This is a genomic window from Nonomuraea sp. NPDC003754 (assembly GCF_053605785.1).
Genome location: NZ_JBSGJX010000024.1, coordinates 36198 through 48735, shown reverse-complemented (window position 1 = coordinate 48735; position 12538 = coordinate 36198). Strand labels below are relative to the sequence as shown.

At 73.1% G+C, this 12538-nt stretch carries 12 protein-coding genes; 5 read left to right on the top strand and 7 right to left on the bottom strand.

The window, feature by feature from the left end:
* Positions 1 to 120: 120 nt before the first annotated feature.
* On the bottom strand, positions 121 to 759 hold the full coding sequence (locus ACWEVS_RS27385; protein ID WP_452553953.1) for a hypothetical protein: 639 nt from the start codon (positions 757 to 759) through the stop codon (positions 121 to 123).
* Positions 760 to 994: 235 nt separating this feature from the next.
* Here ACWEVS_RS27385 and ACWEVS_RS27380 point away from each other — a divergent pair, with 235 nt between their 5' ends.
* From ACWEVS_RS27380 to ACWEVS_RS27370, 3 genes are all read left to right on the top strand, one after another.
* Positions 995 to 1792 (top strand): MerR family transcriptional regulator, encoded by a 798-nt coding sequence (locus tag ACWEVS_RS27380; RefSeq protein ID WP_449929233.1) that lies wholly within the window; start codon positions 995 to 997, stop codon positions 1790 to 1792.
* Positions 1793 to 2052: 260 nt separating this feature from the next.
* Positions 2053 to 2451 (top strand): hypothetical protein, encoded by a 399-nt coding sequence (locus ACWEVS_RS27375; protein ID WP_449929235.1) that lies wholly within the window; start codon positions 2053 to 2055, stop codon positions 2449 to 2451.
* Between the two features lie 62 nt (positions 2452 to 2513).
* Positions 2514 to 4133, top strand: coding sequence for a serine hydrolase (locus tag ACWEVS_RS27370; RefSeq protein ID WP_452553952.1), 1620 nt, complete (start codon positions 2514 to 2516; stop codon positions 4131 to 4133).
* A gap of 30 nt (positions 4134 to 4163) precedes the next feature.
* Here the strand turns inward: ACWEVS_RS27370 and ACWEVS_RS27365 are convergent, their stop codons facing one another.
* From ACWEVS_RS27365 to ACWEVS_RS27345, 5 genes are all read right to left on the bottom strand, one after another.
* The gene (locus ACWEVS_RS27365) at positions 4164 to 5141 is read right to left on the bottom strand and encodes an endonuclease/exonuclease/phosphatase family protein (RefSeq protein WP_452418691.1); all 978 of its coding nucleotides are present in this window, start codon (positions 5139 to 5141) and stop codon (positions 4164 to 4166) included.
* A gap of 105 nt (positions 5142 to 5246) precedes the next feature.
* Complete coding sequence (locus ACWEVS_RS27360) at positions 5247 to 5834, bottom strand: GTP-binding protein (protein WP_354918048.1); 588 nt, start codon at positions 5832 to 5834, stop codon at positions 5247 to 5249.
* Positions 5815 to 6192: a DUF742 domain-containing protein gene (locus ACWEVS_RS27355; protein ID WP_354918051.1), complete on the bottom strand. Its 378-nt coding sequence runs from the start codon at positions 6190 to 6192 to the stop codon at positions 5815 to 5817. The genes ACWEVS_RS27360 and ACWEVS_RS27355 overlap by 20 nt, the downstream gene beginning before the upstream one ends.
* Positions 6189 to 6614, bottom strand: a complete 426-nt coding sequence (locus tag ACWEVS_RS27350; protein ID WP_449929242.1) for a roadblock/LC7 domain-containing protein — start codon at positions 6612 to 6614, stop codon at positions 6189 to 6191. The genes ACWEVS_RS27355 and ACWEVS_RS27350 overlap by 4 nt, the downstream gene beginning before the upstream one ends.
* Positions 6611 to 9040, bottom strand: a complete 2430-nt coding sequence (locus tag ACWEVS_RS27345; RefSeq protein ID WP_452553951.1) for a nitrate- and nitrite sensing domain-containing protein — start codon at positions 9038 to 9040, stop codon at positions 6611 to 6613. Before ACWEVS_RS27345 ends, ACWEVS_RS27350 begins: the two co-directional genes overlap by 4 nt.
* A gap of 574 nt (positions 9041 to 9614) precedes the next feature.
* On the opposite strand from ACWEVS_RS27345, the gene ACWEVS_RS27340 reads away from it, so the two are divergent.
* Entirely contained in the window at positions 9615 to 9992 is a 378-nt protein-coding gene (locus ACWEVS_RS27340; RefSeq protein ID WP_449929246.1) for an ACT domain-containing protein, read from the top strand.
* Between the two features lie 227 nt (positions 9993 to 10219).
* On the top strand, positions 10220 to 11374 hold the full coding sequence (locus ACWEVS_RS27335) for an epoxide hydrolase family protein (RefSeq protein ID WP_354918066.1): 1155 nt from the start codon (positions 10220 to 10222) through the stop codon (positions 11372 to 11374).
* 197 nt (positions 11375 to 11571) lie between these two features.
* On the opposite strand, the gene ACWEVS_RS27330 is transcribed toward ACWEVS_RS27335, so the two are convergent.
* A complete protein-coding gene (locus ACWEVS_RS27330) occupies positions 11572 to 12399 on the bottom strand; it encodes a nitroreductase/quinone reductase family protein (RefSeq protein WP_452553950.1) in 828 nt (275 codons plus the stop codon).
* Positions 12400 to 12538 lie beyond the last annotated feature (139 nt).

Here is a 12538-nt window from a genome sequence, read left to right as displayed (position 1 = left end):
GGTGGGTGGGGCGGCCTGGGTGGTTCGGGGGATCAGGGTGGGTGGGGTGGCCTGGGCGGGGTTCGGGGGAGGCGTCTTGAACGGGTGGGCGGGTCGTGGCGGAGGTGGTGGGGTTCGGGGTCAGGGGTGGCGTCGGCGGGGGCGGTCAGGGGAGCGGGCGGCCAGCGCCCAGGAGAGCCCCGTCGCCGCCACCAGGCCCGCCAGATACCACGGCAGGACCCGCTGCCTGTCCGCGTGGTCGCGGTAGTCCCAGTCGGTCATCACCGCGGTGGTACGCCATTCGGGGTCGTAGTGGATCTTCAGCGTCCTGTCGGCCGAAGGGGAGCTGGTACTGCTGTGTTCGACCTGGCCGCCGGGGCATGCCAGCACGTAGTCACGGACGGGCGCCCCGGAGCTCGTGACCTCCTCGTCGACCTTCCTGACGGTCGCGCTCCTGACCTGGCAGACGGCGGTCGTGCCGTACCTGGTGAGGTCGCCGAAGGCGAGATCCTCCTTCAGGGTCAGGCAGTAGGCCGGCAGCACCGGCACGCCCAGCGCCAGCAGGGCGACCGCGGCCTGGGCCTTCCGCGGCTGGGTCGGCGCGTGCCAGACCGGACCGGTGATGAGGCAGAAGCCGCCGAGCGTGGACATGATCACCGCGAGATCCCACAGGCCGGTGCGCACGCCCAGCCATACGCCCGCGGTGGGGAGCGCGAAGCCCACGACGGTCAGGGCCGCGCCGCGCAGCACGCGCAGGGTCAGACGTCCGCGCTCGCCCATGGGCGCCCGCCTCCCAAGATCCGGTTGCGGGGACAGCATCCCGCATGGCGCCCCGGCATCCGCAGGCGCCCCCGGCCGGCGCCCCCGGCAGCCGCTCGCTCAGGCGGGCAGCCGGGCTCGGGCTCGATGTTCGCTCGGCCGTACACCGAGGGTGCGCCGTACGGGCACCGCCTTCCCCGCCGGACGCGCCCGCCTGAGTTGAACCTGCCCCAGGGGAAGGTCACACACTGGGCGCATGATGAACATCGGGGAATTCGCCGAGCTGACCGGTCTGAGCCTGAAGGCGTTGCGCCTCTACGGCGAGCAGGGCCTGCTGCCGCCCGCCTCCGTCGACGAGTGGTCGCGGCACCGCCGCTACAGCGCCGCGCAGTTCGACACGGCGCTCCGGCTCAGGGCGGCCCGCTCGGCCGGCCTGCCGCTGGCCGAGGCGCCGGCGCTGCTCGGCGACCCCGAGACGGCGGCGGCGACGCTGGCCGCCCACCGCGCCAGGCTGGCCGCCGAGCGCGACCGCCAGGACGCCGCCCTCGCCGCCCTCGACCGGCTGCTGGCGGGTCCGGTGCGATGGCGGACCGAGGTACGGCAGGCGCGGCGGCAGCACTGGGCCGGCGTGATCCTTCCGGCCGACGTGGCCGACGACGAGCAGGCCGACGAGCTGTTCGCCGGGCTGTGGCGCCGGCTGTCGGCCGCGGGCAACCCGCCGACGGGGGCGTTCTGGACCACGATCAGGGCCGCGCGGGGGAGCGAGACCGAGACGGAGGTGGTGTGCTGCTGGCCGGTCGCCGAGCCGCCGCCCGCCGACTGGGCCGACGTGGAGCGCGGCACCATCGAGCCCGGCGAGGAGATGGTGGTCCGGTGGAGGTTCGAGCAGGACGTCCCGGTCGTGGACGGGGCTGCGCATCCGGCCGTGCTCGCCCTGCTGGCGGCGGTGGAGAGCGAGGGGGTGGACGTGTCGCTGTCGCAGGTCCGCCAGATCGGGCTGCTGGAGGACGGGCAGCCGGTGGGCGTGGAGGTGGCGGTCCGCGTGAAGCTCTGACACGTTGACTCACCCGGGTTCCGAAACCCTGCTGCCCCCGTAATGTCAGGCCCGTATCATGCGTTTCCGGACCGCCCGGTGTGATCGCCCGCACGGCGCGGCCGAGGAGGCACCCGGTCGGACGAAGCACCGACGAGCTCGTTCGATCTTGTCGCGCGGGACACGACGGAGCGCCAGACTCGGGGTGAGCGCGAACGCCCGCCGAGGGGTTCGCGCAACGGGGGCTGCCCGGTCCACCGGGCAGCGGAACAGGGGGACGCATGGCGATGCAGCTGTACCTGGCCGAGCCGGACGCCCTCGGGCCGACGCTCGAGGCGTCGGCGCGGGACTGGTCGGCACGAACCGGCGTCGCGGTCGAGATCTGGGCGCTGCCCCGATCGCCGGTCACCGGCGAGGCCGCGGAGACGGTGCGCAACACCATCACCACGGTGCTCCGCCAGCTCGAGGGACGCCAGGGGACACGGAGGGTCTCCATCGCCGTCACGTCGGGGGACTACGGGCTCAGGCTGACCATCAGCCATGACGGCGCGGGCTCGCCCGAACCGGCCGCCGACCGCTTCGCCGCGCCCATGGCACGGTTCGCGGCGCTGCGTGGCAAGCTGACCGTCAACGACGTCCACGGCGCCGGCACGACCATCACCGGGGCGATTCCGCTGTAGCGCGCAGACAGGCGGTGACCCGGTGCGATCTGCGGAAACACCGCCTGGCTACGCTTTGTGAAGTGACACTGACGCGACGGTGCGCGGGCCTGGCGGCAGCGGGGGCGCTGGCCGTCACCGCGTGCGGCGCCGGTGACGCGGGCCATCCGGCCCGCGTCACGCCGCCGGCCCCCACGCCGACGCTGTCGGCGGCGCCGCCCGCCCAGCCGGCGCCCGCGCTCACCCGGGCGCGGGTCGATCTCGCCGTCTCCCGCCTCGACGGGGTCATCCGCGACATGATGGCCAGGACAGGCGTGCCGGGGCTGTCGGCCGCCGTCGTCCACCAGGACCGCACGGTGTTCCTGAAGGGGTACGGCGTCCGCCGGGTCGGCGACCCGCGACCCGTCGGCCCCGACACGGTCTTCCAGCTCGCCTCCCTCTCCAAGCCGCTGGCCTCGACCGTGGTGGCGGGGGTGGTGGGCGGCAGGACGGTCACCTGGGACGACCCCGTGGTCAAACACCTGCCGGGCTTCGCGCTCAAGGACCCATGGGTGAGCCGGCACGTCACCCTGGCCGACCTGTTCGCCCACCGCAGCGGCCTGCCCGACCACGCGGGCGACCTCCTCGAGGACCTCGGCTACGGCCGGCCGTACATCCTCGGCCACCTGCGCTACGAGCCGCTGGCGCCGTTCCGGGCGAGCTACGCCTACACCAACTTCGGCTTCACCGCGGCGGCGGAGGCGGCGGCGAAGGCCCGCGGCGTCACCTGGGAGGAGCTGTCGTCCCAGGTGCTGTACCGGCCGCTGGGCATGACCTCCACCAGCTCGCTCTTCTCCGCCTACGCCACGGCGCCCGACCGGGCCGCTCTCCACGTCAGGGTGGACGGCCGCTGGACGGCCAGGTACACCCGCGACGCCCAGGCGCAGTCGCCCGCCGGCGGGGCGAGCTCCACCGCCCGCGACCTGGTCGCGTGGATGCGGCTGCAACTCGGCGACGGCAAGCTCGGCGGCAGGACGGTCGTCGACCCGGCCGCGCTCCAGCGGACGCACCAGCCGCAGATCGTCTCCCTCCCGCCCCGCGCTCCGTACGGCGAGCCCGGGTTCTACGGCCTCGGCTGGAACGTGATGTACGACGAGCTGGGACGGCTGCGGCTCAACCACTCGGGCGCCTTCGCCCTGGGGGCGGCGACCACGGCGACGCTGCTGCCGACCGAGAGCCTCGGGATCGTGGTGCTCACCAACGGCCAACCGGTGGGCCTGCCCGAGGCCGTCGCCGCGACCTTCTTCGACATCGCCCAGCACGGCAGGCCGACGGTCGACTGGCTCTCCTTCTTCGGCCGGCTCTTCACCGCCATGGAGCAGGAAGAGCGATCGCCGATCGACTACGCCAAGCCTCCCGCCGCCCCCAGGCCGGCACGTCCGGCCGGCGCCTACACGGGCACCTACGGCAACGCCTACTACGGGCCGATGCGGGTGGCCGCCGAGCACGGCGGGCTGGTGATGCGGCTCGGCCCCGAGGGGCCCAATGGGATGGCCTTCCCGCTGCGCCACTACGACGGCGACACCTTCGCCTTCCTCACCCGGGGCGAGAACGCCGCCGGATGGTCCGGTGCCCGGTTCGCCGTGGGGGAGAGCGGCAGGGCCACCGCGGTGACCGTCCAGCATCTCGACCAGAACGGGCTGGGCACCTTCACCCGGCGCTGACGGTCCCGGCTGGCGGCGCCGCCGGCCCGGTCAGGGGAGGCGGAGCTCGGCGAAGACCGCCCGATGGTCGGTGCGAGGCACGTCGCGCACCTCGACCCTGGCCACGCCCACCCGCCGGTCCGCCAGCACGTGGTCGATGGCGATCAGCGGCGGGAGCAGCCGCCCGTGCGGCCACGTCGGGGTCAGCCCCCTGCCCACCGCCGTCGCGGCGTCGACGTACCCCTTCGCCAGCAGGTCCCGCAGCGCCCGGTGGTCGAGGCTGGCGTTGAAGTCGCCCGCGAGCACCCGCACCACGTCGGGCGACGGCGCGGGCATCGCCTTCAGGGAGGCGTTCCACTCGGTCACCATCGGCCCGAGCGGCGGGTTCGGGTGGATCGCCACCACCTGCGCCCTGGCCCCCGACGGCAGCGTCACGGTGGCGGCGGGCATGTTGTGGCCGATCGGCGTGAACAGCCCCTTCTCCTCGGTCAGCGGGTGCTTGGCGAACAGGCCGCTGCCGGTCGCGCCCCAGGCCGGCTGCAGCACCCGGTACGGCATGAGCCTGTCCAGCCCCGCCGCGTCCAGCCGCCTGACCGTCTCGGGCCCCAGTTCGAGCGCGCTGAACACGTCAGGGTCGTACTCCCGCACCAGCGCGACCACGGCCTCCGCGTCGGCCCGGGAGAACAGGTTGATCGACAGCACCTTGAGCGCGGGCCCCCGCGCCGTGAGCGGCTCGGGAAAGGCGCGCGGCAGCACGGTGGCGGCCAGCGCCACGCACGCGGCCAGCGCCGGCACGGCCGCGGCCCTCCTGCGTACGGCCAGCGTCACCGCCGCGACCGCGCCGAGCGCCAGCCCGTACGGCGTGAGCGTCATCAGCTGGGTCAGGAACGAGCCGGTCTCCAGCCCGAAGACCCGCACGACCGCCCACGCCACGAGCGCCGTCGCCACCAGCCACGACAGCCACCGCCTGCGCGCGCGCCGCGGCACCGTCCCAGGCGCCTGAAGACCCTTCTCGGCGGTGATGCTCACCCGAACCCCTTGCCTCGGCCTTTCCCACGCCCTTGCGTCGGTCTGTCCGTGACAGTGTGGGGGGCGGAGATGAAAGGCGGATGAAGCGCGAGGAAGGCGGCGCCGTCAGGGCGCCGAGTACAGCAGGCGGCGCTGGAGCGCGTGGTCGATCAGGCCGATGAGCATGTCGCGGCTGGAACCGCGGTCACGGGCGTCGCACAGCAGGATCGGGATGGCCGCGTCGAGCTGGAGCGCGAGCCTGATCTCCTCGACCTCGAACTGCTCGGCGCCGTCGAAGCAGTTGACCGCGACGATGAAGGGCGTGCCGCGCCGTTCGAAGTAGTCGACGGCGGCGAAGCAGTCGCCCAGCCTGCGGGTGTCGGCCAGGACGACCGCGCCGAGCGCGCCCAGCGCCAGCTCGTCCCAGAGGAACCAGAAACGCTCCTGGCCAGGGGTGCCGAACAGGTAGAGCACGTAGTCGGTGTTCAGCGTGATGCGCCCGAAGTCCATCGCCACGGTGGTGGAGCGTTTGGCCGAGACGCCGTAGACGTCGTCCACGCCGACGCCGCGTTCGGTGAGCAGTTCCTCGGTACGCAGCGTCCGCGTCTCCGAGACGGCGCTGACCATGGTGGTCTTGCCCGCCCCGAAACCGCCCGCGATCAGGATCTTGACCGCGTTGGGCATGCGGCGCCGTTCAGAGAGAGCGAAGACCATCGAGTACCGCCTTGTAGACCCGTGGGTCGTGGATGTCGCTGTCGGGGTGGGGATGCTGCACGTCGATCAGATCGTGTTCCAGGAGGTCGCCGAGCAGGACGCAGATCGCCCCCGGCGGCAGGTCCAGGTGGGAGGCCAGTTCGGCCACCGCGATCGGCGCCCTGGACAGGCGCAGGATCGCCGCGTGCTCGGGGTCGAGCCCGGGAGCCGGCCGGTCGGCCACCTCGGCCACCGCGATCGCCTGGGTGATCAGGGCGAAGGCGCCGCGGGCCGGCTGGGTGCGTCCCCTGGTGATCACGAAGGGGCGCAGCAGGCTCGGATCGACCTCGTGCTCGGGCGTGCCTGGACGGGTCGTCAAGCGACCTCACCTGCCCTCAGGTCGGCGGCGTCGGCCGGCGTGAGGCGGGCGCTGGTCGACAGGTGCTGGCCGACCTTGGCGATGAGCATCTCCATCTCGTAGGCCAGCAGGCCGAGGTCGGCGTCATGGGTGGTGAGCGCGGCCAGCCGGGCTCCGTGGCCCGCGATCGTCACGCGCAGGATCAGCTGTTGCCACTCCACGAGTGTCTGCTTGATCTGGCCGCCGCCCGCGTAGTCGGCGGCGGCCGCGGCGAGGCTCTGCAGGCTGGCGGCGACGGCCGACAGCCTGTCGGCGTCGTCGGGTTCGAGCCCGTCCGAGGTGGCGAGCAGCAGCCCGTCGCTGCTGAGGACGATCGCGTGCCGGATGTCGGAGACCCGGGTGACCAGGTCGTTGAGCAGCCAGTTCAGTTGTGCCGTGGTCATGTCGACTCCTGATCGCCGTGGTGGTCGCGGCCGCCGAGCAGGCGCTCGGCGGCGGCGCGACCGCGGACGGTGCCCCGTTGCAGGGCCGCCAAGCGGGTGCGCAGCTCGTGCTCGTCATCCGCGATGTGCGGCACGTGCTCGTCGGGCGGCGGGCCGGCGGCGGAGGGGGCGGGGTGCTGGCGCAGTTCGGGAACGAGGCTGGTCTGGGGCACGCGCAGGGGGAGACCTCCGGGTGTGAAGTGCGGCTGGCCGGTGCTCCGGGCAGGCGTCGCCTGGCCGGGGCGTGAAGCGGGTACGGCTCCCGGCACCGGGGCCGGGGTCGGTGGACGGGCCGGGACGGACGCGACGGCGAACGCCGGTGCGGGCGCGGGCATCGGCGCCGACGGCGTCACGGGAGCGGGCCGGGGGACGGGAGCAGCCGGTGTCCCGGGAGCGGGCCGTGCCCCGATAGCCGGCGGTGCCGATGTGGAGAGCGCCGGTGTGGGCGGTGCCGATGTGGGCGGTGCGGGGCGCTGCCGTTGCGGCAGGGCAGTGGCGGGGGCGGTCCGCTGCGGGTGCGCCGCGGCGGGCGTGAACAGATCGCCGTGCTCCGGTTCCTGCAGCAGCTCCCGCGGCACCAGCACCACGGCGGCCACCCCGCCGTACGGCGAGGACTTGAGCGTCACGGAGATGTCGTGCCTGGCCGCGAGCCTGCTGACGACGTAGAAGCCGAGCCGCGCCGCCGTACCGGTGATCTTGAACTCCGGCGGGTCGGCGATCCGCCGGTTGGCCTCCGCCAGCTCCTCGGCGGACATGCCGAGGCCGCGGTCCTCGATCTCCAGCGCGTACCCGTTGGCGACGTGCTGCCCGCTGACCGTGACGGTCGTGGAGGGCGGGGAGAACGACACGGCGTTGTCGATGAGCTCGGCCAGCAGGTGGGTCAGGTCACCGACGGCCCTGCCGAGCAGGTGGCTGTCGTCGAGCGGGGTGATGGAGACCCTGGCGTAGTCCTCGACCTCGGCCAGCGCGCCGCGCACCACGTCGAGCAGCGGGACCGAGCGCCGCCACGTACGAGCGGGGGTGGCGCCCGCCAGCACCAGCAGGTTCTCGGCCGCCCGCCGGGTCCTGACGGCCAGGTGGTCGAGCGTGTACAGGTCGGTCAGCTCCTGCGGGGTGGTGGCGCGGCGCTGCATGGCGTCGAGCGCGTCGAGCTGCCGCTTGACCAGCCCCTGGGTCCGGCGGGCCAGGCTGGTCAGCGTGTTGCGGGTGCTCAGCCGCAGCTCCGCCTGCTCGACCGAGACCCTGATCGCGGTCTCCTGCACGGTGTTGAAGGCGCGCGCCACCTCGCCGATCTCGTCGGGCCCGAACGCCAGCGGCGGCGCCTCCTCGGTCAGGTCGACGTCCTGGCCGTGGCTGACGCGTTCGACCACGCCGGGCAGCCGGTGCTCGGCCAGGTCCAGGGCGGCCGCCCGCAGCCGGTTCAGCTGCGCCAGCAGGGCCCTGGTGGTGGTGACCGCGAGCACGATCGAGGCGACGACCGCCACCAGGCCGAGCCCACCGGCGATCAGGAGGCGGACCAGCACGCCGACGGCGACCGGGACCGCCTGCTGGACCACGCGGTCGCCGCCGTCCTGGATCACCGCGTTGAGGCCGGACAGCGCGCCGTCGGCGGCGCTGCGCCACTGCTGGGCGGTGACCGGCGCCGCGCTCCCGGTGGGATCGGCCTCGGCCAAGGCGTGCTCCAGCGCGCGCAGCCGGGTCACCGGCGCGCTCGCTCGCCACTCGCGGAAGGCCCGCTGGTCCTCGGCGGGCAGCGCGGAGGCGGCCTGCTCCAGGGTGTAGGTGGCGATGGTGCTCGCCCTGACGATCTCGGACTGGTCGTCGCGGGTGAGGCTACCGCCGGCCAGGACGCCGCTGACCAGCGCGTCCTCGCGGGACAGCAGCTCGCGGGAGACGCTCATCGCGCTGAGCGACCTGGCGTGCTTGGCGATCTCGTCGTCGTCGACGGCCGCCGCCGCGTCGTACATGTCGTAGAAGCTGTCGATCAGCGCGTCGTAGGCCGCCTGCGCCTGCCGGCGGTCCTGCCGTCCCGCGTCGACGCCCGAGCGCAGCTCGGGCAGGGTGGCCAGCTGCCGGACCACCTCCTGGGCGCGGACGTTGAGCGAGTCGGAGGCGGCCCACCGCGTGAGGGTGGCACGTGCGGACTCGTCGAACGCCACCCGCAGCCGGTCGTTGTCCGCGCGCTGCGCGCGCAGCTGCTGGCCGGCCACCGATCCCGAGCCGAGCGAGCCGATGGTCAGGCGCCGTTCGCGTTGCAGGCCCCATAACAGGGGTTCGCTCGGCTGGACGAGGTTGCCGTCGACCGTGGTGACCCACAGCAGGTTGATGCTGTCGGAGACGGTGACCCACGCGCTGAATGCCCACAGGGCCACCAGGGAGACCAGCATCGCGACGATCTTGCTACGGACCCGGGTTGCCCGCCATCGCCGGTGTTTGCTGCGGGCCTCCGAGGCCTTGTCAAGGCCGCGAGATGACCGCGTTTGTCGCACACCAGGGGAATGTGGCACTCGGCACACCCTAGCGATCGGACAAATCTCGCTCAAGATCCTCAGTGGATTGTGTCAGATCTCCCCTCGGTGGGGATCGTCCGCAAATCCCGGGCCGGGTGCGGCTCCGCGACGCGCTCCCGAGGCTTCCCGCGCACCGCAGCGCGGCACTCGCCCGCCCGGCCGGCGCGCAGGCGCCGGTGCGCCCGTAGCGGTGCCGCTGCGGAGCGTCAGGCCCGAAACGCCGCCCGTACGGCAGGCGGCCCGCCCGCCGTACGGGCGGCCGGTTCTCCGTCGAGGCGGGCGACCTTTTCCGGCGGAAGGCGAGCGTTCTCGTCGCCCCCGGCGTGTTCTTCGGACGCGAAGGGCGGTTCAGGATCACCATCGGAATGGACACCGGCCACCTGTCCCAGGCGCTCGAAGCCCTGTCGCCCGTCGTGGCCGAACTACCCGACGCTGTTCAGAGGTGATGGACGTGGAGCTCCGCCTCCTTTCCCGCGCGTACTCCGTCTGCCGGCTGCCGGCGGGCACCGCCGTACCGGCCCCGCCGCCGTCGGCCGAGCTGTACGGCCTGACGGTGACGGCCGACGAGGTCTCCGTCGTCTGCGCCACGGGCGAGGAGCCGCCGGGCGCCCAGGTGGAGAGCGGCTGGAGCGCGCTGCGGGTGGCGGGCGAGCTGGACTTCTCGCTCATCGGCGTCCTGTCGTCGCTCACCGCGCCGCTGGCCGAGGCGGGCGTGTCGGTGTTCGCGCTGTCGACGTACGACACCGACTACCTTCTGGTGCGGACGGCCGACCTGCGGCGGGCGTGGAAGGCGCTGGAGGCGCGCGGATACGTGATCAGCGAGGGCTGAGCCCCTCCATGCCGTAGGCGAGCCGGTCCCGGCGCGAACTCCGCCTCCGGCCTGGCGATCACGCACAGACTGGTCGTATCCCTGTATAGTCGCGCGCGTCGCACGATACGAGGAGGTGAGCCTGATGACGACGTTCTTCCGTCCTGCCCGGGCCCTCCTGGTCGCCGCGTTCGCCTGATCCGCGTCCAGGAGCGCGCCCGTCCGCGTCACTCCTGAACGAAGGAACCATGACACTCGAGTCTTTTCGCATCACCGTTTCCGATGACGTCCTGACCGACCTGCGCGAGCGCCTGACCCGCACCCGGTTCACGACCGCGTCCGACCCCGCCTTCTGGGCGGCCGGGGTCGACCCCGACTACCTGCGCGAGCTCGTCTCCTACTGGGCCGACGGGTTCGACTGGAGCGCGGTCGAGTCGGCGCTCAACGCCTTCCCCCACCACGTGGCCGAGGTCGACGGCCGGCGGGTCCACTTCGTGCTCATGCGCGGCACGCGGGTGGAGGGGGCGCCGGAGCCGCTGCCGCTGGTCCTGACGCACGGCTGGCCGAGCAGCTTCGTGGAGATGCTGCGCGTCGCGCCCCTGCTGGCCGACCCCGCCGCCCACGGCGGCGATCCCGCGGACGCCTTCGACGTGGTCGTCCCCTCGCTGCCCGGCTTCCTGTTCTCCGAGCTGCCGCGCGAGCGGTTCACCCGCAAGGGCGTCGCGCGGACCTGGCACGCGCTCATGACGCGGACCCTCGGCTACCGCCGCTTCGGCGCCTTCGGCGGCGACATCGGCGGCGGGGTCACCCAGTGGCTCGGCGCGCTCTACCCGGACGAGGTCGCCGGCGTCCACATCACCTCGGCGGTCGTGACCTCCGACTTCTCCGACGTCCCGCCGACTCCCCAGGAACAGGCCTTCCTCGACGCCCTCGCCGCCTACGACGTCACCGACCAGGGCTACAGCGAGATCATGTGGAGCAGGCCCGACACGATCGCCGCCGCCCTCATGGACTCTCCCGCGGGACTGCTGGCCTGGATCGCCGACAAGTACCGCGACTGGAGCGACTGCGGCGGCGACCTGGAGAAGCGCTGGGACAAGGACACGCTCCTGACGGTGGCCACCCTCTACTGGGCGACCGGCACCATCGGCTCGTCCTTCCGGCAGTACTACGACTACGGGCTCAACGAGCCGGTCCCCACGATCGGCGTGCCGGCCGCCGTCACGCTGAGCAACGAGCCCGCCTTCGCGGGCTTTCCCAGGAGCATGGCCGAACGCCTCTACGCCGACCTGCGCCACTGGAGCACCCCCGACCGCGGAGGGCACTTCATGGCGCACGAGGAGCCCGAGCAGGTGGCCAGGGAGCTGCGGGACTTCTTCCGCCCCCTACGGTCCACCGGCTGATCCGCGGTGCATCGGCTGATCCGCGGTGCACCGGTTGAGCTGCGGTGCACCGGTTGAGCTGCGGTGCACCGGCTGGTCCGCGGTGCACCGGCTGAGCTGCGGGTCTTCCGCTGGCCGCGGCTGACCCGCTGATCCGTGGGAAAGGGCCGCTTCCCGGCGATCGGGGAGCGGCCCTGCCGTTCAGCGGGACGGGCCGTTCAGCGGACCCCGCCGTTCAGGATCGGGATCAGCTGCTCCTCCTCGTAGTCGAGGTGCGCCTCGACCTCCTTGGTCAGCTCGTCGACCCCGGCCACGAGGGTGTCCCGGTCGAGCCCGTCGTCCGCGAGCAGCTCCTGCAGCCGGGCCAGCAGCCGCGCGACCACCTCGTGCTCCTCACGCAGGCGCGTCATGGCGGGGGCGAGCTCCGGATGCCTCGCCTCCAGGGAGGGGAACATCATCGTGTCCTCGCCCATGTGGTGATGGTGCAGCCCCTGGCACAGCGACAGACAGTTGACGCGCAGCTGCGCCCCGATGCCGGGACCCGACGCGGCGACCTCCTTGCGGATCAGGGCCAGCTCCCTGCGGAAGGAGCCGTGGATCTTCCTGAGCACCTCGCCCATCGGCCCCGCCGGCGGGCCGTCGTGGACGGGGTGGAGCGCGACGACGGGAATGACCCTGCTCGTCCTGGCCTGGTACTCGCCCCAGCCGGGGTCGGCTTCCACCGCGCGGTCGAACAGCCGGTCCCGCTCCTCGCCCTCCAGCACCACGGCGTCGGCCTCGTAGGTGAAGACGCCGTCCTCGACGGTGACGCGCGGGTGGGCGAGGAGGTTGTGGTACCAGGCGGGATGGGTGGGCGCGCCCATGGCCGAGGCGATGACGAGCATCCGGTCACCGTCGGGCAGGTAACCGAGCGGCGTCGTACGGCGGGCGCCCGTCCTGGCCCCCGTGGTCGTGAGCAGGAGCAGCCGCGCTCCCTCGAAGGCGCCGACCTGGCCGGCGTTGGCGCGGAACTCGTCGATGATCTGCTGGTTGAAGTCGTTGGTCATGCGTGTGTTCGCTCCAGGCGTGGATGAAGATCATTGGAAAGTCGGGGAACGGCCCGCACAGGGCAGAAGACGCCGACGGACGGCGTGAAAGGAATCCCAGGAGTACAGGAGTACCGGGAGTACGCGGCGCCGGGCGTGG

Excerpts from the sequence above, each read along its gene's own strand:
- ACWEVS_RS27385 (WP_452553953.1), bottom strand. The coding sequence starts at position 759 with ATGGGCGAGCGCGGACGTCTGACCCTGCGCGTGCTGCGCGGCGCGGCC.
- ACWEVS_RS27380 (WP_449929233.1), top strand. The coding sequence starts at position 995 with ATGATGAACATCGGGGAATTCGCCGAGCTGACCGGTCTGAGCCTGAAG.
- ACWEVS_RS27375 (WP_449929235.1), top strand. The coding sequence starts at position 2,053 with ATGGCGATGCAGCTGTACCTGGCCGAGCCGGACGCCCTCGGGCCGACG.
- ACWEVS_RS27360 (WP_354918048.1), bottom strand. The coding sequence starts at position 5,834 with ATGGTCTTCGCTCTCTCTGAACGGCGCCGCATGCCCAACGCGGTCAAG.
- ACWEVS_RS27350 (WP_449929242.1), bottom strand. The coding sequence starts at position 6,614 with ATGACCACGGCACAACTGAACTGGCTGCTCAACGACCTGGTCACCCGG.
- ACWEVS_RS27345 (WP_452553951.1), bottom strand. The coding sequence starts at position 9,040 with ATGCTGGTCTCCCTGGTGGCCCTGTGGGCATTCAGCGCGTGGGTCACC.
- ACWEVS_RS27335 (WP_354918066.1), top strand. The coding sequence starts at position 10,220 with ATGACACTCGAGTCTTTTCGCATCACCGTTTCCGATGACGTCCTGACC.
- ACWEVS_RS27330 (WP_452553950.1), bottom strand. The coding sequence starts at position 12,399 with ATGACCAACGACTTCAACCAGCAGATCATCGACGAGTTCCGCGCCAAC.